Source organism: Rhodococcus sp. DMU1 (assembly GCF_012272955.1).
Classification (GTDB): Bacteria; Actinomycetota; Actinomycetes; order Mycobacteriales; family Mycobacteriaceae; genus Rhodococcus; species Rhodococcus aetherivorans.
This window is the reverse complement of record NZ_CP050952.1, coordinates 4747583-4771103: the sequence shown is the minus strand read 5'-3', so window position 1 is coordinate 4771103 and position 23521 is coordinate 4747583. Positions and strand designations below refer to the sequence as shown.

General features: G+C 66.6%; 20 protein-coding genes. 14 read left to right on the top strand and 6 right to left on the bottom strand.

Features of this window, described 5'->3' with window-relative positions; all coding sequences use genetic code 11:
• Window positions 1-238 precede the first annotated feature (238 nt).
• Window positions 239-1423: an MFS transporter gene (locus HFP48_RS21650; RefSeq protein WP_168580015.1), complete on the bottom strand. Its 1185-nt coding sequence runs from the start codon at window positions 1421-1423 to the stop codon at window positions 239-241.
• Between the two features lie 139 nt (window positions 1424-1562).
• Here HFP48_RS21650 and HFP48_RS21645 point away from each other — a divergent pair, with 139 nt between their 5' ends.
• Window positions 1563-2015, top strand: coding sequence for a MarR family transcriptional regulator (locus HFP48_RS21645; RefSeq protein ID WP_168580014.1), 453 nt, complete (start codon window positions 1563-1565; stop codon window positions 2013-2015).
• Between the two features lie 657 nt (window positions 2016-2672).
• Here the strand turns inward: HFP48_RS21645 and HFP48_RS21640 are convergent.
• From HFP48_RS21640 to HFP48_RS21625, 4 genes are read right to left on the bottom strand one after another with little or no spacing between them, the layout of a single operon-like run.
• A complete protein-coding gene (locus HFP48_RS21640; RefSeq protein WP_246872448.1) occupies window positions 2673-4286 on the bottom strand; it encodes a glycosyltransferase family 39 protein in 1614 nt (537 codons plus the stop codon).
• Complete coding sequence (locus HFP48_RS21635) at window positions 4283-5716, bottom strand: glycosyltransferase (RefSeq protein ID WP_029545632.1); 1434 nt, start codon at window positions 5714-5716, stop codon at window positions 4283-4285. The genes HFP48_RS21640 and HFP48_RS21635 overlap by 4 nt, the downstream gene beginning before the upstream one ends.
• Window positions 5701-7170 (bottom strand): exosortase/archaeosortase family protein, encoded by a 1470-nt coding sequence (locus HFP48_RS21630; RefSeq protein ID WP_168580013.1) that lies wholly within the window; start codon window positions 7168-7170, stop codon window positions 5701-5703. Before HFP48_RS21630 ends, HFP48_RS21635 begins: the two co-directional genes overlap by 16 nt.
• Window positions 7171-7182: 12 nt before the next feature.
• Window positions 7183-9156 (bottom strand): cellulose biosynthesis cyclic di-GMP-binding regulatory protein BcsB, encoded by a 1974-nt coding sequence (locus HFP48_RS21625; protein ID WP_168580012.1) that lies wholly within the window; start codon window positions 9154-9156, stop codon window positions 7183-7185.
• A gap of 132 nt (window positions 9157-9288) precedes the next feature.
• On the opposite strand from HFP48_RS21625, the gene HFP48_RS21620 reads away from it, so the two are divergent.
• The 9 genes from HFP48_RS21620 to HFP48_RS21580 all read left to right on the top strand — a co-directional run bounded on the left by HFP48_RS21620 (window position 9289) and on the right by HFP48_RS21580 (window position 16697).
• Window positions 9289-9450: a hypothetical protein gene (locus HFP48_RS21620; protein WP_168580011.1), complete on the top strand. Its 162-nt coding sequence runs from the start codon at window positions 9289-9291 to the stop codon at window positions 9448-9450.
• Between the two features lie 224 nt (window positions 9451-9674).
• Window positions 9675-9980, top strand: a complete 306-nt coding sequence (locus HFP48_RS21615) for a SelT/SelW/SelH family protein (RefSeq protein ID WP_168580010.1) — start codon at window positions 9675-9677, stop codon at window positions 9978-9980.
• A gap of 163 nt (window positions 9981-10143) precedes the next feature.
• Window positions 10144-10296: a hypothetical protein gene (locus tag HFP48_RS21610; protein ID WP_157127564.1), complete on the top strand. Its 153-nt coding sequence runs from the start codon at window positions 10144-10146 to the stop codon at window positions 10294-10296.
• Between the two features lie 23 nt (window positions 10297-10319).
• Window positions 10320-11174 (top strand): hypothetical protein, encoded by an 855-nt coding sequence (locus HFP48_RS21605; protein WP_168580009.1) that lies wholly within the window; start codon window positions 10320-10322, stop codon window positions 11172-11174.
• A gap of 258 nt (window positions 11175-11432) precedes the next feature.
• Complete coding sequence (locus tag HFP48_RS21600; protein WP_139310901.1) at window positions 11433-11657, top strand: hypothetical protein; 225 nt, start codon at window positions 11433-11435, stop codon at window positions 11655-11657.
• 496 nt (window positions 11658-12153) lie between these two features.
• Window positions 12154-12801, top strand: coding sequence for a hypothetical protein (locus HFP48_RS21595; RefSeq protein WP_161994852.1), 648 nt, complete (start codon window positions 12154-12156; stop codon window positions 12799-12801).
• 113 nt (window positions 12802-12914) lie between these two features.
• On the top strand, window positions 12915-13994 hold the full coding sequence (locus HFP48_RS21590) for an NDP-sugar synthase (protein WP_161994853.1): 1080 nt from the start codon (window positions 12915-12917) through the stop codon (window positions 13992-13994).
• A gap of 42 nt (window positions 13995-14036) precedes the next feature.
• Window positions 14037-15284, top strand: a complete 1248-nt coding sequence (gene manA, locus HFP48_RS21585) for a mannose-6-phosphate isomerase, class I (RefSeq protein ID WP_161994854.1) — start codon at window positions 14037-14039, stop codon at window positions 15282-15284.
• A gap of 93 nt (window positions 15285-15377) precedes the next feature.
• On the top strand, window positions 15378-16697 hold the full coding sequence (locus tag HFP48_RS21580) for a UDP-glucose/GDP-mannose dehydrogenase family protein (RefSeq protein WP_043797029.1): 1320 nt from the start codon (window positions 15378-15380) through the stop codon (window positions 16695-16697).
• A 31-nt stretch (window positions 16698-16728) separates the two neighbouring features.
• Here the strand turns inward: HFP48_RS21580 and HFP48_RS21575 are convergent, their stop codons facing one another.
• Window positions 16729-17673 (bottom strand): UTP--glucose-1-phosphate uridylyltransferase, encoded by a 945-nt coding sequence (locus tag HFP48_RS21575; protein WP_161994855.1) that lies wholly within the window; start codon window positions 17671-17673, stop codon window positions 16729-16731.
• 811 nt (window positions 17674-18484) lie between these two features.
• Here HFP48_RS21575 and HFP48_RS21570 point away from each other — a divergent pair.
• From HFP48_RS21570 to HFP48_RS21555, 4 genes are all read left to right on the top strand, one after another.
• Window positions 18485-20017 carry a sugar transferase gene (locus HFP48_RS21570; protein ID WP_210432772.1) on the top strand — a complete coding sequence of 511 codons (1533 nt, stop codon included), beginning with the start codon at window positions 18485-18487 and terminating at the stop codon, window positions 20015-20017.
• Between the two features lie 262 nt (window positions 20018-20279).
• The gene (locus tag HFP48_RS21565) at window positions 20280-21047 is read left to right on the top strand and encodes a WecB/TagA/CpsF family glycosyltransferase (RefSeq protein ID WP_282597434.1); all 768 of its coding nucleotides are present in this window, start codon (window positions 20280-20282) and stop codon (window positions 21045-21047) included.
• A gap of 139 nt (window positions 21048-21186) precedes the next feature.
• Window positions 21187-22395: a glycosyltransferase family 4 protein gene (locus HFP48_RS21560; RefSeq protein ID WP_348983352.1), complete on the top strand. Its 1209-nt coding sequence runs from the start codon at window positions 21187-21189 to the stop codon at window positions 22393-22395.
• Window positions 22392-23501 (top strand): polysaccharide pyruvyl transferase family protein, encoded by a 1110-nt coding sequence (locus tag HFP48_RS21555; RefSeq protein ID WP_168580006.1) that lies wholly within the window; start codon window positions 22392-22394, stop codon window positions 23499-23501. The genes HFP48_RS21560 and HFP48_RS21555 overlap by 4 nt, the downstream gene beginning before the upstream one ends.
• Window positions 23502-23521 lie beyond the last annotated feature (20 nt).

Genomic DNA, 23521 nt, shown 5'->3' with positions numbered 1-23521 from the left:
CGGGGGCCACACGTCGATGCCGGTGCGGACCCGCCTCGGAGGCGTTGGACCCACGCCACGCGCTCTTCGTGCAGGGCCGCCAGGTCCTGAGCTTAGCGCCGACACCGCCACCAGTTGGGAGTGCCGCACTACCCGGTGGTGCTGGGGTCGCACTTCTGGGAAGTGCGGCACCCGCGCTACACCCCGTCAGCTGTCGCAGAATCACGCCGGCAGCTGCGGCCGGGTCGGCGGGCGGATGTCAGAGAGGCACGAGCGTCGAGTCTGTCGGCACTTCGTCCCTCGGCCGATCCATCGCCGTGGCGATCAGCAAGACGACGAGACCGGCCACCGTGACGGCAGCGCCCATCCAGATCGGGGAGGTGAATCCCAGGCCGGCTGCGATGGTGATTCCCCCCAACCAGGCCCCGAGGGCATTGCCTACGTTGAAGGCGGCGATGTTTGCGCCGGAGGCCATGGTCGGAGCAGCGGACGCATAGTTCATAATTCGCATCTGCAGGCCGGGGACTGTCGCAAAACCGAAGGCGCCCATGAGGAACAGCGAGAGGATCGTCATGATCTTGTTGTCGGCGGTCGTGGCGAAGACGATCAGGACGGCGGTCACCAGAGCGAGGATCCAGGTCAGCGCCGGGGTGAGGGCCCGATCGGCTGCCTTGCCGCCCAGGTAGTTTCCGACGAACAGGCCGGACCCGAAGACGATGAGCAGCCACGGCACGCTGGATGTCGCGAAGCCGCTCACCTCGGTCAAGGTGAAGGCGATGTAGGTGAAGGCGCCGAACATGCCGCCGTATCCGAGGATGGTGATCGCGATCGAAAGCCAGACCTGCTTGTTGCGGAAGGCTCCGAGTTCGCCCCGCAGGCCGCCGTGTGCGGCAGCGGCGGGAGTGGAGGGCACCAAGGTGGCGATGCCGATGAGCGCAACCACGCCGATTGCGGTGATGGCCCAGAAGGTTGAGCGCCAACCCAGTTGCTGTCCGAGCAGGGTGCCGAACGGGACTCCCAGAACATTGGCGATGGTGAGGCCTGCGAACATGATGGCGATGGCGCCGGCGCGCTTGTTGGGTGCCACCATGTCCGCGGCGACGACCGATCCGATGCCGAAGAATGCGCCGTGGCACAGGGCCGCGACGATGCGTCCGCCCATCATGACCTCGTACGACGGAGCGACGGCCGACAGCAGGTTACCGATGATGAACAGCACCATCAGTGACAGCAGTATCCGCCTCCGGTCGAAGCGGGTGAGGGCGGCGGTGAGCAGGATCGCGCCGAGGGCGACCGAGAGTGCGTACCCGGAGATGAGGTAGCCGGCAACGGACTCGCTCACGGCGAAGTCCGCCGCGACCTCCGGCAGCAAGCCCATGATCACGAATTCGGTGAGGCCGATGCCGAATCCGCCCATGGCGAGGGCGATGAGGCCTAATGGCACGTCGATGTCCTTTCGAAGAGCTGCGCGTGAGCGCATAGAACGCGTGCGCAGTAGTTGCAGACGCCTCATAAATAGTTGCACGCGCCTTATGTATGCGCAAGCCGGTAGTATCGGTGAGGGCAGGAAGCAAGGAGGCGACGTGGGCATTGCAGACGACGCGGTGGAGATCCGCGCGCAGGGTTGGCGCACGCTGGCCGCGCTGCACGGGGCGCTCGACACCGAGCTCGAACGCGCTCTCCAGCAGCAGCACCAGCTCTCGGTGGTCGAGTACACCGTGCTCGACGCGCTGAGTCGGCAGGACGGTTGGCACATGCGGATGGCGCAGCTCGCCCGCGCGGCCGCGCTGAGCAGCAGCGCGACGACCCGGCTGGTCAACCGTCTCGAGAAGCGCGGGTTGCTCACGCGGATCCTGTGCGAGGACGATCGCCGCGGGATCTACACCGAACTGACCGCCTCCGGACGTGAGCTACTGGACAGTGCCCGACCGACGCACGATGCCACCCTCGAAGCTGCTCTCGGCCGAGCATGCGAGATCCCGGAGCTGGCGCCGCTGGTGCACGCGTTACACCAACTGCCCGCACGTCCGCGCTGATCTCGACCATCCGGGCCCACACGGGAATCGCCGATCCCGGACGGCCGGGCAGGCGGAGACCCTACGGGTCCCCGTCCTGTCGGCCCCTTCCCCAAGCAAACCCACGGACCATGCCCCGATACCGCGTCTCGGCCAGCACGTATGGCCGCGTGCCCGAAAGGGCAAGCGGCTGAGCTGGACCCGGTCGGACGTGTCGACCCGTGCTCGATCGGGTGCCCGGTGCCGTTCACCGGGACGGTGGAATGCCGGATGCGGTTGGTTAACGTCGGACCCGCACGGAAAACGACGTGACCGCGTGCGCCTCGGTCACCGGAACGGCCCTCGCACGCACGCAGGAAACACCTGTGGCCCCCGGACACGGCTGGTGACAGTCGTGTGCGAGGGCTGGTGAACGGGTCAGGACGTCGGCGGACTCGTCCGGGTCACGTCGGCGGCGCGGGACGCTGCGCCGGGCCGGTCGAGGGGGTGCGCGGCGCACGGCGCCGGCCACTCCCGGGGATGTACGCCTGGAATCGGCGTGTGGATACAATCCACCTCACGGTGCATGACAGCTCCTACTGTCTTGTGCCCAGACCCCGGTTCGGTGTTGGCGCACCGGCCGGGGTCGCCCCGTTTTCGGGGTCGGTGCAGCGATGGTGGCACGCGGCCCGCCGTGCGTCAACCGATCCGGTACAGACGCCAGGTCGGCTGGTTGTCACCGTCGTTGGGGATCTCCAGATCGAGGGTCGCGATGTCGGCGCCGGTCTCGAAGACGGTGGGGTAGCGGCGGTTCACCGCATCCGAGACGCCGCGGCCCTCGTTCGGCACGGTGAGCAGATACTGCACGCCGTTCGCGGCGGGATCGTTGAGGATGCGGGTGAAGTCGGCGTCGGACGGGATGACGAACTGCTCGGGCCGGTCGGTGGCGGTGAGGACCGCGAACCCGTACACGGTGTCCATCACCACCGAGCCCGGGGGCAGGTCGAGCGCGTCGAGATGGTCCGCGATGCGACGTTCCGTGCCGAACGACGCGATGATGCGGTTCTCCTGGTCCCGCAGCTGCGACGTGTCGTCCGGATCGGGGAACAGCACGGTGCGCAGCGCGTGCTGCTCCTGCGACAGCGTCGCGTTGCCCATCGCGACGAACGTGACCGGCACCGACACCGCGAGCGCGAGCGCCCCGACGGGTGCAAGGGTGCCGCGGTCCTGCGGCCGCACCGTCGCGTGCGCGCCGAGCCGGCGCGCACGCAGCTGCCCGCGACGGGGCGCGAGCTGCACCACCCACATCGCCGCCAGCGGCACCGCGACGACGTAGAACCGCAGGAACGGGAACGTCATGCCGCGGAAGTACGACAGGGCGGCGAACGCCAGCACCGCCCCCAGCACGACGAACGGCACGGCGGGCTCGAAGTCCCGGCGGCGCCACGCCAGCACCGCGACGACGGGCGCGAGCAGCGGCAGCGCCGGCCCGAGCACCAGGATCTCGGCGACGGAGAACGCCAGCGCCCCCAGGCCCCCGGTGGAGCCGCCGCCGCTCTGCTCGAGGATCGCCGCGTTGCCGTACGACGACGAGAACTGCTGCAGCGCTTCGCCGGTGATGAGCCAGCTCGTCGCCGCCCACACGAGGAACGCCAACGCCACCGGGGCGGCGACGAGGATCGCGTCGAGCAGCGCCGCCCGCCACACGCGGGTGCGCCACCACGTCACCGCGACGACGAGCACGGTGACGGCCGCGCCGACGGCGAGCGCGTCGTACCGCGCCAGATACGCCAGGCCGACGGCGATCCCGGCGACGGCGAGGTCGTGCACGTCGTCGGTGCTGATCCACCGCACCAGCCGGCGCGTCGCCCAGCACAGCAGCATCAGGAACGGCGCCTCGCTCATGCCGTTGGCGCCGTAGTACACGATCATCGGATTGAGCGCGAACAGCGCCGTCACCGTCCACACCAGCCACGGCGACGCACCGCGATCGCGGGCGAACAGGTGGACCTGGGTGACGGCCCCGGCCATGAACGGCGCCGACATCACCACGGCCGTGAGGCCCCACCGGGTCAGCGCCGGCCACCAGTCCGACAGTGCCACGAGCGGCAACTGCATCAGCGCGGTCAGGGGCGTGAACACGAACCCGATCGCCGCCAGGTGCGGGTCGCGGCTGTGCAGGGCGCTGCGCGCGGCCGCGACGCGGCTGAGCGAATCACCTTGGAAATAGGCCACATCCAGCGACAGGTACAGCCCCACCGCCGCATAGAGCAGGCAGGACAGCCAGAACACCCGGGCCGAGTCGCCCCTCATGACGACAGCCCGTGGAAGGTCTTCTCCCAGTAGGAGGGATTGCGGATCAGCTGATAGGTGCCCTTGATCGCGGCGACCGACATCATCAGCCAGTACACCGGCACCGTCAGGCACGCGAGCCACAGCGCCGAGTTGCCGGTCTCCCGGCACGCGACCAGGTTCATGTACAGCACGGCGGAGTTACCGAACACCAGCGAGATCAACGCGGGGAAGTACACGTACCAGGGGAAGATCTCCTCGATCAGGAACGGCTGCCCGAGCAGCCACGCGATGGTGATCAACCAGAACACCATGTTCAGGCACGCGATGATCGGCGTCCCGGCGAGCAGGGTCGTGAACCGGAGCATCCCGACCGTGCCGATGCCCCGCCACAGTTGTACGGGTCGTCGCACGTGCACGAGCCATGTCTGCAGATATCCCTTGTACCAGCGGGAACGCTGCCGGATCCAGTTGATCGGATCGCTGTTCGCCTCCTCCAGCGTCGTCGAGTCCAATACGGCCGTACGGTAGCCCGACTCGGCGATGCGCACCCCGAGGTCGGCGTCCTCGGTGACGTTGTACGGATCCCACGCGCCGATCTCGTCGAACACGGCGCGCCGGATGTGGTTCGACGTACCGCCCAGCGGGATGGGCGAATTCGAGCGCATCAGGCCGGGCAGCACGAAGTTGAACCACAGCGCGTAGTCGGCGGTGAACCAGCCGGTGAGCATGTTCTGGGTGCCGTTGTGGAAGGCCAGCTTCGCCTGCACGCACGCGACGTCGTCGCCGAGCCGGTCGAACGCGACCGCCACGCGCCGCAACTGCAGCGGCTCCGGCAGGTCCTCGGCGTCGAAGATGGTGACGATGTCGCCGGTGGCGAAGTGCAGCCCGTAGTTGCAGGCCTTCGGCTTGGTCCGCGGGTCCGCCGCCGGCACCAGCAGGATCTCCACGCTCTCGCCGAGCCCGGCCTCCTCGGCCGCGGCGATGGTGACGGCGTCGTCCTCCTCGAGCAGCAACAGCACCTGCAGCTTCTCGGCCGGATAGTCCAGCGCGGCCATCGCCGCGATCAGATCACCCACCACCTCCGGCTCGTTGTAGGCCGGGACCAGCACCGTGTACGTCGGCAGCGCGTGCCCGGGCACGGCCCGCGCCACGTCGTCGTCGACGGTGAGGATCGCGTCGCGCGCCAGGCCGCGGGAGAACAGCAGCAGCCGGTCCGCGAGCGTCGCGATGTACCCGGCCGTGCACACCGCCATCAGCACGGTCAGCGTCGGCGTCGTCGCGAACACCAGCGCCACGATCGCCGCGGCGACCAGGCCGAGGGTCAGCCACTTCTGCCACGGCACGAACGCCACCGACGCCGACGACAGCGGCCGCTTCTCCCGCAGTCCGTACACCGCGTCGTGCAGCGCGGCGGCCTTGAACTCCTCGTCGACTAGATTCCGCGCCACTGCGCCTCCACCAGATCACGGCCCAGCTCGGTGAGCATGTCCAAGTCCTTGTACTCGGGATCGGAATCCTCCACCGACGCCCGCCCGCGCAGGAACACCGACAGCAGATTCCGGCCGTTCGACGCCATGTTCGGCGTCGGCTGCGGGAACGGCGCATCGAGTTCGTGGTTGTCGACGGTCAGCAGGCTCACCCGCTGCACGAGGGCGTCGCCGCGCGTCCAGATGAAGTTCATCAGGCTCCAGGTGAGCAGCAACTCGTCGTCGACGACGGTGAAGAAGTCGGCCTGCACGCCGTGGCCGAGGTCCACCCGGATCTTCGGGCTCACCCGCGCCCGCCCGAGATCGTAGGAGGTCTGCACCGGATACACCTCGAACACCCCCACCCGCCGCACCTGCAGGGTCTGCACGGCGACGGTGCGCGGCCGCGACAGCCGATCCCAGTCGGCGCGCGGCTCGACGGCCCGGATCATCTGCCGGCGCAGCTGCGCGGTGGAGCCGAAATACCTTCGCGGCCAGTCGTAGTCGATGGAGTCGATCTGGTACCAACCGGTGGGGACCACCTGCGTGACGGTGCCGCTCGGCGGTGGGCCCACCGACACCGGCGTGAGCTGCTGATCCGGCAGCGGCAGCACGGCGAGCACCAGCGCGGCCGGGGCGACGAGGAACAGCGCCGAGCGCGTCGCCTCCCGCGGCGACACCGGGTTCGGGGGCAGCGTGCGCGGCGCGAGGCCGCGATACCGGTACAGGTAGAACGCGCCGCCGACGACGAGCGCCGCCGTGCCCGACGGCACGATCTGCGCGACGGCGACCCGCGCGTCCGGGTAGCGGGTGGTCACCGCGAACAGCAGCGCCAGGCCGAGCAGCATCGTCGCGGAGAAGCCGATCAGCGCGCGGCGCCGGGTGCGGCCGACCGCGACGGCGATCGCGATCGCGCCCAGCAGCACCATCAGGAACCCGGCGGCGAACTTGGTGCCGCCGAGCTGCACGAGCACCGCCCGGTAGAACAACGGCGACGTGCCCAGCAGCAGCAGCCACACCGGCCAGTACCGGGAGGCGACGCGCAGGCCGAACAGCAGCACGCACGCGCCGATCACGAACGTCCACGCCGACAGCACGTCGAGGTGCATCATCTGGTAGTTCGGCCCGTACCGCGGCAGCAGCAGCCACTTGACCGCGAGCGCGATCAGCAGGACGGCGCCGCCGACGATCCGGTCCGTCTGCCGGTCGTGGATCGGCAACTCGCCGCGGCGGCGCCGGGTGACGCCCTCGGCGGCGAGCACCGCGAACGGCGGCACGAGCAGGACGTAGCCGCCGCCCGTGCCGCGGGAGATCTCCGTGAGCAGTTGCTCCCACGTCGACCAGTACCCGAGCACGGTGGCGGCGACGATCACCGTCCACCGTGCGCTGGTGTGCGCGAACAGTGCGGCGCGCTCGGCGGTCGTGACGGTGCTCATGGCGACATCCGATCAGAGCGGGCGCGGCCGGCCGCGACGCCATCGCAAGGCCGTGACGCCCGCGGCGACGAGCCCCACGGCCAGCAGGGCGAGGCCACCGGCGAGCACCCAGCCCGTCGTGCGGCCCAGCGACTCCTGGGTGCCGGGCTCGGCGGCCGGGTCGGTGAGCGCGAGTTCGACCGGGTCGCGGTCGGCGGTGGTGAACAGCACGTCGCCGTCGAGTTCGGCCCAGCGTTGCGGGGTCGCGGCGAGCCAGCCGAGGGTGCGGTCGAGTTCGGCGGGCACCTCGGTGGCGGCGGCGACGAGGACCGTGCGGTCGCCGTCGCGCGCCACCTGCAGCGACGCGAACTCGATGTCGGTGGGGAAGGTGACGGTGGTGGCGTTCCCGGTGGCCGGGTCGAGGAGGTCGAGGGTGCGGCCCTGCGTCCCGGCGAGCGGCAGTTCCAGGGTGTCGGGGACGCGGCCGTCGGCGGCGACGACGATGGCGGGGGTGCCGCCGGTGGCGGCCTCGTCGACGCTCACCCAGTCGGGATCGAGCGGCACCGAGGTCAGGCTCTGCAGCCCGGCCACGAGCGCGACGGCCCGGGCGGTGTCGGCGATCCCGGCCTCGGTGGCGGCGACGTTCACCTTCGGCAGCAGCGCCTGCGGCAGCGACCGGAAGCCCCCGGGCAGCGGCGGGTCGGCGGGCTCGGTGGTGACGCGGCTGCCGGCGTCGACGGTCAGCGTCATCGGCTGCTGCAGGCCGCACTGGTGGGTGCCGCCGGTGGCGCGCAGGGACACCACCACGTCGGTGGTCCGTCCGAGCACGTTGTCCGGCACCGTGATCCACCGATCGAGACGGCCGGACGCGTCGGCGGGCCACGAGTCGACGACGGTGTCGCCGACCGTCACCGAGACCAGGCCGCCCTCGGTCGTGGGCAGCGGGGTGTAGGAGCCCTGCAGGTTGATCCGCAGATTGTGGGACGGCCGTCCCAGACGGGTCTGGTCGATGCCGAGCGGCACCTCCACCACGCCGACGCCGGTGTCGGTGAGGGCGCCGAGGCCCAGTTCGGCGAGCGTCGTCGCGTCGGGGGACAGCCGCGGCGGCCGGCCCAGCGTGCCGACCGTCGCCGCCGAGGCCACCGCGACCGACGAGATGTCGCTCGTGATGAGGCGGGCCTGGTTGCGCAGGGCGTCGGCGTCGCCGGTGACCGCGAGCGCCGGACTGCCGCCGGGCACCTGGACCAGGGTGGCGGCACCGTCGCCGTCGGTCTCGACGATCGCGATCTGCCGGGTGAACGGCCCGGCCGGGGCGGGCGGCACCGCGTCGTCGCCGGGCAGGGTCTGCACTGTCACCCGCAGCGGCCGGCCCGTGTACTGGGCGGTGACGGCCGCGGTGAGATCGAGAGCGGTGGCCGACTCGGCGTGGGTGGGGTCGGCGGGCAGCGCCAGCTCCAGCGACTCGAGGATCGGCGGCAGGAAGTCGGCGACCACGGCCGGCGGGGTCGCCGCCCCGGTGTAGCGGACGCGTCCGTCGCGCAGCACCACCGAGCGATCCGTCCAGTCCTCGGGGCAGATCCCGTCGAACGGGAGCAGGTGAAGGGTCAGGGTGACGGTGACGGCGCGGTCCGCGATCGGCGCCGCATCCAGGGGCAGCGAGACCGGCACGAGGGTTCCGGCGGCGGGCAGGTCGATGCGGGCGAGCAGTAGCCCCTGCGACTGGACGTCGATCCAGCCGCGGGCGACGTTGGCGGGCATCTGCACCGTCGTGTCGAGCGCGGCGGGCCGCAGCCCGTCCGGCACCGGGACGGTGAGGGTCGCGGTGTCGCTGTGGCCGCGGAAGGCAACCGTGTCGCCGAATCCCAGCGTCTGCGTGCCGAAGACGACGTCGCCGGGCGGCGCGACGGGGTCCTGCGCGGCGGCAGGGCCCGCGGCGAGCACGGTCAGCGCGGCCAGGGCGGGAACGAGGATGGCGTGTCCGGCACGGCGAATTGTCTGGGTCGGCACATCGGGGACTTTACGGTTGTTCGGTACGAAATGTGGGACAAGTGCGACACGGCCGCGGTAGCGTGGACGCAATATCGCTCACAGTCCTCCGCGCGTTACCCATCGGCGACCAAGTTCGTACACACTGTGGGTATGTGGTGGTGGGTTGCGGCGGTTCTGGGCGCCTGGCTGCTCGTCTCGGTGGCGATCGGTCTGGTGCTGGGCAAGGTGCTGCGCGTGGCCGACATGGAGGAATCCCTCGTCGAGATCCAGCGCGCCGAGCGCGAGAGCGAACGTCACACCAACCAGCCCTGACATCGCTTTACATGCTTTTGACCAGCACTTTAGTGTTTGTACTCGCGAGTAACGATCTTGAGGACTAGTGTTCCTGTGTCGCCTTCCTGTCCCCCCTGCGAAGGCGACGCTCGCAGGCCGGTAACCCCCCATCGCCGGCCCGCGCCGAGGCCCCGCCGTTTCGCCACCACGATCGGCGGGGCCTCACCCCTTTCCGGCGGCGTGCCGACCGATACGCTCGGGCGGTGACCGAGCCGCACCCCGCACCCCGCATCACCATCACCTACTGCACACAGTGCAACTGGCTGCTGCGTGCCGGCTGGATGGCGCAGGAGCTGCTCAACACCTTCGGCGCGGATCTGGGCGAGGTTGCGCTCATCCCCGGCACCGGCGGCATCTTCGTCGTCACGGCCGGTGATCGGGTGGTGTGGGACCGCAAGACCGACGGCGGGTTTCCCGACATCGTCACGCTCAAGCAGCGGGTGCGCGACGTCGTGGATCCCGAGCGGGATCTGGGGCACGGGGACGCCGCGCACCGGGCGCAGGAATAGGATTTCTACGGCCGTATCCGGCGCCGGTACCGGCAGAACTGCCCGGCCAGTTTCCAGTCGTGCTCGTGTTATCGGGCTTCGTCCGCATGCGGTGCTCTGTATCGATACCCACTCGTTGTGGCTGTGCAACATCGGTCCACAGATTTCGGAGCACACTCGGGCCATGCCTGTCGGTCGGAAGTGGTGCGAGGTCGAGAACGAGTTCTTTCCGGCCGAGGAGTTCCAAGGCGACGTGCATATGCACTGCCAGGGGCGGGCGTGGGGAATTCCGGACAGCTACGTGATGCCGTCGAAGTCGCCCGAGGACGCGGATTGAGATCCGCGGTCGCGAGGGTGAGAATGTGGAGCCCTGCCGCGAGGCGCTCGCAGGAACTCGAGAGGCTCCGGCTGGAGGCGGAGCGTGCGGAGGAGGCGGAGCGCAGCGCCGCACTCGAGAAGGCGACGACCGATTTTCAGCTGGCCGGCTGGGCCGCCGAGTACGAACTGCGGAAGCTGTTCCAGGAGAACCTGTACGACGCATCCAAGGGCGGTTTCGAGCGAAGTCGAGACAGTGCGAAGTTCGTGCAGACCGCCGCCGCTGCCATCGGAACCATCTATATCGGCGTGTTGGGTGTGGCGTTTTCGGTGACCGATAATTCGCTACCCCTGCGCGGGGTCTTCGCCCCGCTCTTTCTGGGTATGGCCGTCGCCTTTTCCGGGTTCTATCTGGCCTTCCTCATGCCTGCGAGTCGCTCGACGCTGCGCCCTCCGACGGGAACCCTGCACAATCACCAGATGCAGCGGTTGATCTTCTTCATGGAGTGGGTCAATCGAGCGACGGGGCAGCGGCGCTACTTCATTCAGACGAGTGTGCTCAGTCTGGCAGTGGGGCTCATCTTCATCGTCGCCCCGTTCGTCAGCAGTCCGCGCCCTCCCGACATTCCTGCTATGCCCACCCCGCCGACCGCGCCGGCTGCGACAGACCCGGCTCTGCAGCCCCGCGCAGTCGAATTGTTCCTCATCCAAGTCGACGAATTCCGGCGGGCGGTTCTCGAACGAAACAACGCAATAGCGGAATCCGCGCAACACAGTGCCGAATTCGAGGAGCGGGAAGGTCGTTTGAATGCGTGGTCTGCTGCCCTGGCCGGGGTGGGCCTGATCATCGTCCTGGTGGTTCCGATCTTCTTCTCGCGGGAGCGCGCGCCTACACCGTGACGTCGAGGGCCGAGCACTGCGGGTGGGGCCGCACCGTGGACTATCCGGTATCGGTCCCGTGGATCAGTACACCGTGCCGGCTGGCTTCCTGCGTTCCGCAGCGGCGCCGGTGGACCAAGCCGGGCACGGATAGGAGCCCGGCGAGCGCACGGCGGGTAATGCTCTCTCGAGCAGCGCTATTCTTCGCAGACGTAACGTTTTGGCGATTTGCCCGATTCAATGGATCGTCAGGTCCTTCCTCTTCGAATCGAGGTCTTCGTGAAGCGTCTTCTCGCCGGCATCCTGGGCTGTGCCGCGATCACCGTCGCCGTACCGGCCACCGCAAGTGCGGGCACCGGAAGTGCCGATATCCTTCCCAACATTCTTCCCGCGGCGCTCTGCGTCCTCTCGTCCGGTTCCGGTCAGTGCGCGCTCGTTCCGCTTCCCACGCCGGGCGCAGTGATTGGCGCTGCCGAGTCGACGCGCCTCACCGTGGCCGAGTAGGGACCGGGAGCCGCGGCAGCTTCGTGCACGATCCCGGTGCGCGCAGCCGCCGCTGCCGAGCTCAGACTCCGACCGAGGTCCGGACGATCGTTTCGGGCTTGGTCGGCCCGGCCGGCGCTTCGGCGGCGCGCGTCGGGCGGGACGTTCCTCCCGGAGCCGGACGGCATCACCGGCCACAACTGCGATCAGCACCTACAGCGCTGCCCGCAGGACCACCAGGCGCAAGACGATGTCCATCCGTCGAACCGTGAACGATGCCGACCGAGTCCATCGTTTCGTCCGCGGCGACGGACGTGGACTGGAATAGTCCGCTGAAACGACACCGAGAGTGCAGATTGGAGGCGCGGCGTGTAGGCGCGGGCGGCGCCGCTCGAAACAGACCGACCAACTCGCATGTGAGGCCGCCTCGGGTTACGGTGTTTCGGAACATTCCGACCGGGGGGTCGAAGTGCATGCCGCGACTTCCGCGGAAAACGCCGTATTCGAGGGAGCTTTGATGCAATCCGTTCTGAAGAAGACCGCTGTGGCCGTTGTCGGGGTGGGAGCGCTGGCGCTGTGCGTGCCGGGGACCGCGGTCGCGGCAGGTAACCCGTCCGTGGGGGCGTCGGGCACGCCCGGCTCGATCACCGTCGATTTCGACTTCGCCGGGGTGGACGTCGCCGGCGGTGTCACCTGCGTGACCTACGTGTCGACCAAGCAGAGCGGGCTCGACGCCGCCGATCCGTCGGGCCGCGCCGATGCACAGGCGCCCGGCTCGAAGTTCTCCGTCGAGAACACCAGCACCTCCGCCATCACCTTCGTCCAGGACGGCCAGCCCGTCTCCCAGGGCCCGCAGCCCATCGCGGCCGGCACCTACTACGTGTACTGGGGTTGCCAGGACGCGGCCGGCACCCAGTGGGACAACGTCGGCCTGAAGTCCGGCGCGCCGTTCCAGAACCCGATCGTCGTGAACGTCGCCGGCGACGGCGCCGCTCCCGCACCCGCGGCCCCGGCCGCGCAGTCCGCCCCGACCAAGTCGGAGGGGACCGTTCCGCAGGCGGACGTCGCGCCCGAGACCGACGACGTCATCGACACCCCCGAAGAGCTGATCGGTCTCGTGATCGATCTCTTCGGCGATCAGCTGCCGGACCTCTCGCAGAGCTGACCTTCGGCACGCGCAGGCGGCATCCCGCACGGGATGCCGCCGCGTGGTTCCCGGGAGTGGCAGTTGCATTCGCGCACGGTCGCGCCGGGCGCGCGTTCGATAGGGGGAGGGACATGGGCGGAGGAGCCGCGACCGACGCGGTGGTCCTGGTAGGAGGCAAGGGAACGCGTCTGCGGCCCCTGACGCTGTCGGCGCCCAAGCCGATGCTGCCCACGGCGGGACTGCCCTTTCTGACGCATCTGCTCGCGCGGATCAGGAGCGCGGGCATCACCCACGTGGTGCTCGGTACGTCGTTCAAGGCCGAGGTGTTCGAGGAGTACTTCGGTAGCGGCGAGAGCATGGGGCTGGAGATCGAGTACGTCACCGAGACCGAGCCGCTCGGCACCGGCGGCGGCATCCGCAACGTGCTGCCCCACCTGCGCTCCGACAACGTCATGGTGTTCAACGGCGACGTACTCGGCGGCAGCGACCTGCGCGAGATCCTGCACACGCATGAGGTCAACCACGCCGACGTGACGCTGCATCTGGTGCGCGTCGCCGATCCACGCGCCTTCGGATGCGTGCCCACCGACGCGGACGGACGGGTCACGGCGTTCCTGGAGAAGACACAGGATCCGCCGACCGATCAGATCAACGCCGGCTGCTACGTCTTCCGTCGCGAGTGGATCGAGAAGATCCCGGCCGGACGTCCCGTCTCGGTGGAGCGGGAGGTATCCCCGGCGCTGCTCGTCGACGGCGCCCGCGTGTTCGGCCACGTCGACGCCGCGTATTGGCGGGACATGGGGACGCCGGACGACTTCGTCAAGGGCTCGGCCGACCTGGTCCGGGGAATTGCGCCGTCCCCGGCGCTCGACGGTGAGCGCGGCGAGGCCCGCATACACCCGACAGCCCGCGTCGCCCCTGGGGCGATGCTGATCGGCGGAACCGCGGTCGGCCGCGACGTCGTGGTCGGTGGCGGAGCCCGGCTCGACGGAGTCGCGGTGTTCGACGGCGCACGCATCGACGCGGGAGCGGTGGTGGAGCGCTCGATCGTGGGATTCGGTGCCCGGATCGGGCCGCGTGCTCTGGTTCGTGACGCCGTGATCGGCGACGGCGCCGAGGTCGGAGCCCGCTGTGAACTGCTACGCGGCGCGCGGGTGTGGCCGGGAGTCGTCCTGCCGGACGGCGGGGTCCGGTTCTCCACCGACGTGTAGAGACATGCAGGACAAGCTGATCCGGTTCCGGGGAGGAGCTCGATGTATCCGCTTCGCGGGGCCGTTCGCAACTATTCGTGGGGTTCGCACACCGCGCTGGCCGAGCTGACCGGCCGGCCTGCGCCGACCGAGGAACCCGAAGCCGAATTGTGGCTCGGTGCCCATCCGGCGGCCCCGGCCGTGGTGGACGAAGACGGCACCACGGTGTCGCTGCTCGATCTCATTGCTCGCGATCCCGAAGGCCAGCTCGGATCGGAATGTGCCCGAGAATTCGACGGTCGGCTGCCGTTCCTGTTGAAAGTCCTCGCGGCCGAGCAGCCGCTCTCGTTGCAGGCGCATCCGAGCCGGGCGCAGGCTCGGGAGGGGTTCGCGCGGGAGAACGACGCCGGAATTCCATTGGGCGCACCGCACCGCAACTATCGGGACGACAACCACAAGCCCGAGATGGTCGTGGCGCTGAGCCGTTTCGAGGCGCTGGCCGGCTTTCGGGCGCCGACCGAGACGGTCGAGTTCCTTCGTGACCTGAGCGTCCCCGAACTGACTCCCTACGCGTCGGAGTTGGGCGACCACCTCGACGCGACGGGGCTGCGCGCCCTGTTCACCGCGTGGATGACGCTGCCGACCAAGTCTCTCGTCGCGTTGGTGGACGCCGTTCTGGCCGGGTGCGAGCGCTACCTGGCGGCGCGGGCCGGCTCGGACGACGAGTTCACCGTCGCGGCACGCACCGCCCTCGACCTCGGCCGGGCCTACGCCGAGGACCCGGGCGTCATCGCGTCGCTCCTGCTCAACCGGGTGACCATGGAACCGGGCGACGCGTTGTTCCTGCCGGCGGGCAACCTCCACGCATACCTGCGGGGCACAGCCGTGGAGATCATGGCGAACTCGGACAACGTGCTCCGCGGCGGGCTCACGTCCAAGCACGTGGACGTGCCGGAACTGCTGCGCGTGCTCGACTTCGGATCGGTGGACGTGCCATGGGTACGTGCACGCATCGACAGGGACGAATGCCTGTACGCACCGCCGGTGCGCGAGTTCGAGTTGGTGCGCGCCGAATTGGATCTATCGGGTACTTCGAGACCGACCTCTGCTGCATTCGGTGGCCCGGCGTCGCGGATCCTGCTCTGCGTGGAGGGATCAGCTCAGCTGCGGTGTAGCGATCAGATACTGAACCTCGAGCGGGGGGAAGCGGCGTGGGTTCCGGGCTCGGACCCCGAACTCGTTGTACAGGCCAGGAGTCCTCACGCGACGGTGTTCGCGGCAACACTGCCAATTCCGTCGGAGTCGACCTGAGTGGGCCGACAGCGCCAACTCTTCACACATTGTTGGTTCAGTACTCAGCGTGCATCGGTGTGCTGAACACGCCCGCTGAGTACCTCTGGGAGAATGCGTTGCACAGTCTTCGGCACGGGATACCTGGGCGCCACTCACGCCGCATGTATGGCAGAACTGGGGCATGACGTCCTGGGCGTCGACATCGACCCCGGGAAGATCGCGAAGCTGGAGGCAGGGGAGGTGCCCTTCTTCGAGCCCGGCCTTTCCGAGGTATTGCGACGAAACCTCGAATGCGGACGGCTTCGTTTCACCACGTCCTACGCCGAGGCGGCAGACTTTGCGGACATCCACTTCATCGGTGTCGGCACCCCACAGAAGAGCGGCGAATTCGCCGCGGATCTGTCCCAGTTGCATGCGGTCGTCGACGCGCTCGCCCCGCTCCTGACCCGTCCGACGCTGATCGTCGGGAAGTCGACGGTGCCGGTCGGAACAGCCGAGCAACTGGCAGAGCGTGCCAGGAGCGCCGCACCGGCCGGCGACGACGTCGAGGTGGCGTGGAACCCCGAGTTCCTTCGCGAGGGGTACGCGGTACAGGACACTCTCGCCCCGGATCGGCTGGTCGTCGGGGTCGACCCTAGTCGCGGCGGGCGAGCCGAAGCGACACTGCGTGACTTCTACGCGTGCCAGATCGCGGAGGGCGTGCCCTTCCTGGTCACGAACATTGCCACGGCCGAACTCGTGAAGGCTGCTGCGAACGCATTCTTGGCAACAAAGATCTCGTTCATCAACGCCGTCGCACAGGTCTGCGAAGCGAGTGGCGCAGATGTGGTCGAGCTGGCCGATGCGCTCGGCTACGACGCCCGGATCGGGCGGCGATTCCTCAATGCCGGCCTCGGATTCGGAGGTGGGTGCTTGCCGAAGGATATCCGGGCGTTCATGGCGCGGGCCGGCGAGCTTGGTGCCAACAACGTTCTGCACCTGCTCCGGGAGGTGGACGGCATCAACATGGGGCGCCGCACCACGATGGTCGAGATGACGAAAGAAGCCTGCGGCGGATCGCTCCTGGGCGCCCGGATCGCAGTCTTGGGCGCGGCCTTCAAGCCCGACTCCGATGACGTTCGGGACTCCCCAGCTCTCAACGTGGCGGGACAGCTCCAATTGCAGGGAGCAGCGGTGACGGTCTTCGATCCGAAAGCAATGGAGAACTCTCGACGGCTGTTCCCCACCCTCACCTACGCGGCGGACATCCCCGAGGCATGCCGAGGTGCCGACGCTGTACTGGTACTCACCGAGTGGCAAGACTTCAAAGAACTGGATCCGGAGGAGATCAGCGCAGCAGTTCGGGCGCGCACCGTTCTGGACGGGCGCAACTGCCTCGACGCGCAGCGCTGGCGTTCCCACGGCTGGCGCTACCGCGGCATGGGCCGATGACGGAGTAACCAGGTCCGCCGGCGGCCGGGTCCTACTGCGGGGCGCCGGTCGCAGCGTCGGGATCGATCTGCTTGAGCCGGTCCGTCAGCCAGGATCGCAGCATCGGGCCGTACTCCGGGCTCGCCAGGGCCGAGTCGACGCACGCTCGCAGGTAACCGCCGGGATTGCCGAGGTCGTGCCGCGAGCCGCGGTGGACGACGACGTGTACGGGGTGACCCTCGTCGATCAGCAGCGAGATGGCATCGGTGAGCTGCAGTTCCCCGCCCACGCCGGGCTTTACACGGCGCAGCGCATCGAAGATCGCGCGGTCGAGCAGGTAGCGGCCGGCTGCGGCGAGGGTGGACGGCGCGTCCTCGAGCTTCGGCTTCTCGACCATGCCGAGAACCTTCATCACATCCGGGTTCGCGACGCCGGGAACCTCCTGGACCTCGAAGACGCCGTACGAACTGACCTGGGCTTTCGGCACGTCGATGGCGCACAGGACGCTGCCGCCGCGCTCGGCACGCACACGGGCCATGACCTCGAGGACGCCGCAGGGCCGGACGAGATCGTCGGGAAGGAGGACCGCAATCGCGTCCTCGTCGTCGTCGAGGGCCTGCTCGGTGCACCCGACAGCGTGCCCAAGACCGAGCGGCTCGGCCTGCACGACGGATTCGACGTCGAGCAACCTCGGTGCCTTGCGCACCTTTTCGAGCAGGTGATGCTTGCCCTTCGCCGCCAGGTGATTCTCGAGGACCAGGTCCTCGACGAAGTGCGCGACCACGCCGGCCTTACCCGGCGCGGTGACGATGACGAGGCGGCCCGCGCCCGACTCGGCGGCCTCCGAGGCGACCAGTTCGATGCCGGGGGTGTCCACGACGGGCAGGAGTTCCTTGGGCACCGTCTTGGTTGCGGGGAGAAACCGCGTGCCCATACCCGCAGCCGGCACCACCGCCGTCTTGAACACGCTCGGGTTCTCGGCGATCAATTCGCCCATGGCGACACCTCGTCTCTCGAATGGCACAAATCAGATATTCGTCGGTAGACGTGCCCATGCCAACGGAAATATCGATCGAAATAGGTACGCGCCCGAGCCGTTGCAGTGGGGAGTATTGCCACGGGAATGCGCGATTGTGCGAAGTTTAACCCATTGAGCGAAATTCGCGACCCTACTCGTGCGGATTTGGGGGACATCGGGGCACCGAACGGGGCCGTCGCCAATGGATGTCGAAGATTCCTTCAGTTCAAGGCATGTCGGAGTCGCCGGCTGCCCTCCAGGAGTCCTGCCAGCACAACCGCGTCGGTGAACACAGCGGGAGCGGCGGCTTCGAGATTCGAAATCTTGCACGGTGAATACTGGTTATGTACTAGCGTTTGCATCCTGCTGTGTGTACGTTCATGTGAACTGGTCATGCGTCCAACTAGGTGGCGAATCAGCCCTGCGCAACGCTCCTGTGTGACATTTCACACTGTAACGAAGAATAGCTTGCAACCGAACGGCCGACGCGGCTAGGGCGCGAACATACCGTCTGACCTGGTACTTGCTGAGAAGTTACTGAGAAGTAGATAGTTATCGCAGGTCAACGCGTGTCAGCGGCAGTCCAAGTCGTGTCCCGATCGAGATGCAAGTCGCGGCCGAATGGCCCAAGATGTTCCTTACCGAGGGCAACGCAGGTTTGAGATGTGTGCGGTACGGGGAGGTACGTGCACACCATCGATGCCGTCCGCGTGTTCCGTCCGAGGTGATCGCACCAATACGGGCAGCTCGCCCGTGTGGGGCTCGGGGAGGGAACGGAATGAATTCAGCAGTGGACCAGTCGGACCGGGTGCAGACCACCACGGCCGGCGCCGCAAGGGAAGCGCCGGCCAGGCGCACTCCCTACCTCGTCGGAGACCGCTCCGGCAACACCCGATGGTCGTGGCAGAGCGCATACGTCCGCCGTCTGTTCTGGACCGACAACGTCATCGTCGTCTTGGCAGTCGTCCTTGCGCACGTCGTGCGCTTCGGGCACGCCGATCCGCTCGCGGCAACCTCGTTCAGTGAGTTGAACTACGCCGTCGTGTCGGTGTGTCTGGCTGCGGCGTGGATCGGGACTCTCGCACTCTTCCGCACCCGGTCGCGTCGCGTCATCGGTAGCGGGTACGAGGAGTACCAGCGCGTAATCTCCGGAACGCTAAGGCTTTTCGGCGCAATCGCGATCGTCTCGCTGGTCTTCAAGCTCGACTTGGCCCGCGGCTACCTCGCCATTGCCCTGCCCGCTGGGCTCATGATGCTCATCTTCAGTCGATGGATGTGGCGGCGCGTGGTGGCACGAAAGCGAAGCCGCGGCGAGTTCCAGACCTCGGTCCTCGTCGTCGGAGGAGAGCACGCGGTACGCCTCATGACGCGAACCTTCCAGCGCGAAGCTTCCGACGGCTACCGAGTCGTCGGTGTCTGTGTTCCGCGCTATGCCGGCGCACGCGGTGAGTCCATCGAGGTGGACGGGAACCGGATAGCAATCTATGGCGACGAACGATCGGTCGTCGACGCCCTGGCCGAGTCGGGCGCAGATACAGTTGTAGTGACGGCAACCGAAACCCTCGGCCACGAGGGAATCCGCGACTTGGTCTGGGAACTCGAACCGTACGAGGCGGACCTCGTCGTCGCCACCGGCGTCGTGGACGTCGCGGGTCCGCGCATGGAGATGCGACCCGTTGCCGGCCTGCCGCTCATCCATGTGGAGAAGCCCAGCTACCACGGCGCCAAGCGAAGCGGAAAGCGCGCGTTCGACTTGGCCTTCTCGCTCACGGCTCTCGTGCTCTTGGCTCCCGTGTTCGCCCTCGTGGCGCTCGCCATCAAGCTGGACAGCAAGGGCCCGGTGTTCTATCGCTCCGAACGCATCGGTCTCGACGGCGAGCCCTTCGGCATGATCAAGTTCCGGTCGATGGTGACCGACGCCGACAAGCAGGTGACCGCGCTACTCGATCGAAACGAGGGCGCCGGGCTCTTGTTCAAGATGCGTGACGACCCGCGGATCACGCGTGTCGGCAAGTTCATTCGTCGATACAGCATCGACGAGCTTCCGCAGTTCATCAACGTCGTCCGTCGGGAGATGAGCGTCGTCGGGCCACGCCCGCCGTTGCGACGCGAGGTCGAGAACTACGACGGCATGATCCGTCGCCGGCTGCTGGTCCGACCGGGCGTCACTGGACTCTGGCAGGTGAGTGGACGTTCGGACCTGTCGTGGGACGAGTCCGTTCGTCTGGACCTGTCGTATGTCGAGAACTGGTCGATGGTCAGCGATGTGCTGATCATTGCGAAAACTGTAAAGGCTGTTGCCGCCAGCGACGGCGCGTACTGACACCTTGATATTGAACGGGCGGTTTCAATCGGCCGATGCAACAAGCATTGAGTGCTTGGATGGTATCCGCCAGCTTAGCGGTCAGGGGGCGGTCGATGATCTCGGAGGTGTTGATCACTGGGAAGACCGTCAAGGCGGTGCTGGCACGCGATGCCTACTCATAACGACACGTTAGTCAACTCGACGTAAAGCACCCATTGTCGGACTGCAGGGTCTGAGCGCAATCAAAGTTTCCCAGGCAAAGATCGTGAAAGGGTAGGAAATGCTGCGGAGTGGAACCGACTCAGTCTCCATACGCATTCGGGGTGAGCAGATACCATTCGCACGCAGGACATTGCAAGACGTCGTTGAAGAGATCACTCAGAGTGACTCCGATGTGTGGCGAGTCGTTATTACCCCAAACTTGCATCACATCTATTTGTTGCGGCAGGATAAGTCGCTCGTCGGTCTTTACGCGTCAGCTGATCTCCTGCTTCCTGACGGATGGCCAGTTGCTTGGATGCTCTCCCGAGCGTCAGGAATGGGTGTCGACCGCATAGCGGGATCGGATCTGCTGGAAGTCATTCTTGAAACTGGCGGGGAGGGTAGGCCACTTGTCCTGGTCGGAGGCGAGGACCGCGATGCCCTGGTAGCTGTAGCGGACAGGGCACGCCGCTCGTCGTGGAAGGTCTTTGAAGAACCCGCACCTCGTTCCGAAGTAGATGATCCACGATCGAGAAAAGCTCTGGTTGCTCGTGTGGCTTCAAGCGGGTCTGGTGGCCTCGTCGTGCTTGGTTTGGGTGCACCGAAGCAGGAGCGTATCGCGCACGAAATTCGAGGAGAAGGCGGCGCGGGACAAATTCTCTGTCTTGGAATGGCAATCAATTTCAGTGCCGGAAGAATTCGTAGATCCCCGGTATGGATGCAGCGAGCCGGAATGGAATGGGCGCACCGAATCATTACCGAACCGCGGCGTCTGCTGCCTCGGTACGCCCGTGATGCCACGGCATTCATTCCGACCTTCGTTGAAAACGGGGGGCTCAAGAAGTGAATAATTACGCCACCTCGAGGTCCGATTCTCATGGGCATGCATCCATCCCGTCGTCCTCACGGTCCGGCGCCTATACCCCCACACCTGCTCACATCTATTGGATATCTGAAGTCGTTTCCCGGTGCCGGGGTGCTGCGTAATGCCTACTCGTGAAAGTGCCCTAGATGCAGCGACTCCTTCAGACTCGGGGAGGTCCCAACGTGATCGCAAGGTCGTTCTGCAGATTGGTCCCGCGGCTGGAACCTCTGGAGGCATCGCAGCCGTAATAGAAGAAACTATGAAATTCGATTCAGCTTTTTTCGAGCAACGGCCTTGTCCGTCATGGATACCGAACGGTAAGTTCGCCTCTTTCCCAACTGCAACTCGTGCCGCAATCAAAATGTGTCGGAGTGTGCGGCGGTGGGACATCGCTCATGTCCATCTGAGCGAGTACGGAAGCTTCATCCGAGAGGGGGCTTTGCTCTTGCTCGCGCAACTTCTGCGCAAGCCGGCTGTGGTGACGCTCCACGGTGCTGATCTGACTCGCCACGTGGCGAAGTATCCAGTAATCACCCGGTACGTACTGAACTCGGCGGATCTTGTCCTCTGCCTGGGCAAGAATCATGCAAACGTCGTTCAAGCGCTCGCAGGAACTCCAACTCAGATCATCGCTAATCCGCTCGGCCTCGAGTCGTTTCCATCTGATGCTGACACACCGCCGCGGCGAACTACGTCGCCGACCTTTCTCTTCGCGGGAGAAGTAGGGGCAAGAAAGGGTCATGATCGATTGATCGAGGCGTGGCGAACTGTCCAGTCTCGATTCCCAGACGCACGGCTGCGCATCGCCGGCCCGGTCGCAAACGGGTACTCGCAGACCGCCCGGTCCCGCGTCGACTACCTTGGAGACCTGAGCAGAACGAGGTTGCAAGAGGAAATCGCGGCAGCAACGGCCGTCGTACTTCCGAGTCGCGCAGAGGTACTTCCGATGGCTCTGATCGAATCGCATGCTCAAGGCACCCCTACTGTCTACACGAAGGTTGGGGAGTGGCAGGTGTTTCAAGATGCACCGGGTATAAGGCTGGTTGACGTTGACGCCAAGTCGGAGGGTGAGATCGTGGCGTCGTTGGCCGATGCGATGATCGATTGCGCTTCCGATCACCACGATTACAGATCCGAACTGACAGCCTGGACGAGAAGAACATTCTCCACCGAGGTGGTGGCTGCACAGCTGGACAAAGCGTATCACCGTGTCTCGAGCAAGCGTGCCGATCAAGCAAGTCGATTGACCGAGTCCCCGACGAACAAGGCAGCGACGCTACCGGTGACCGATCCGCAGAACTGCTTCGTCGAGGCAACGGAGGATCAGTGAAAAGAATCGGCATTCTGACTCGCCACGTATACCCCAACTACGGTTCACTTCTCCAATGTCGTGCACTTGAGGGTGCACTGGCTTCGCTCGGTGCTGCACCGCATGTCATCGACTACTTTCCTCACACGGACCGGCCACTCAGGTTGGCGGCATCCCGCCTCAGGGAGTCCCGAGTGCGAAGTTCCGCCGCAAAAAGTGCCGCTTACCTGGCAGTTCAGACGCCCAACATGGCGACGATGAGTCTTCGGTTCAGGAAATTTCAGCGTCGGTATCTGACACTTACCCCGACCTGCGAAGACGAGACGGGTGTCCGGAGCCTTGCGGACGACGTTGACCTCGTGCTGACGGGGAGCGATCAAGTTTGGAACTCGGTCCATGGACAACTGGACCCTGTGTACTTCTTGGATGGTCAAAAGCCTGACAAGAAGCACAGTTACGCAGCGAGTTTCGGTTCGAACGCGCCGTCCTGGGCGGATGCCCACCGCGTGGCGTCATGGCTTGAGGACTTCACTTCGGTATCTGTTCGGGAGCGTTCGGCACAGGCTGCTCTGGAGGCAATGGGAATACCCTCTCGCGTCGACGTCGATCCGGTGCTTCTTCACGGCAAAGAGTATTGGACCGAATTTTCGAGTTCCCACCTGCCGGTGGGGAGTCGATACATCCTTGTCTACCAGCTTCACAACACGCCGGGCTTCAAGGAGAAGCTGGCCGCGATTCGAAGCCGTCACAACCTACCGGTCCGTCGGGTCACACCCGACGCCAAGATGCTGATGGAGAATCGCGCATCCGATTATCTAGTCGATCCGGCGAAATTCGTTGCCCTCTTCCGAGACGCCTCCTACGTCGTCACGGACTCATTTCACGGGACGGCGTTCTCGCTAGCCTTCGGAAGGCCGCTCTATGCATTGCTGCCCCAAAGCAACTCGACACGCAACGAAGACCTACTGGCGTCCGTCGGTCTAACGCGGCTTGCGTCGGCCCTCGACGACGTTCCGGTGGAAGACCCGCATTACGACGCCGACGACGTAGCAGCGAAATTGCTTACGCGCTCTAATGATTCGTGGTCTCATCTTCGGGAGCTGGTGGGGGCGGGTGGACGTCCATGAGCTTCACTCTCGGGGCAACC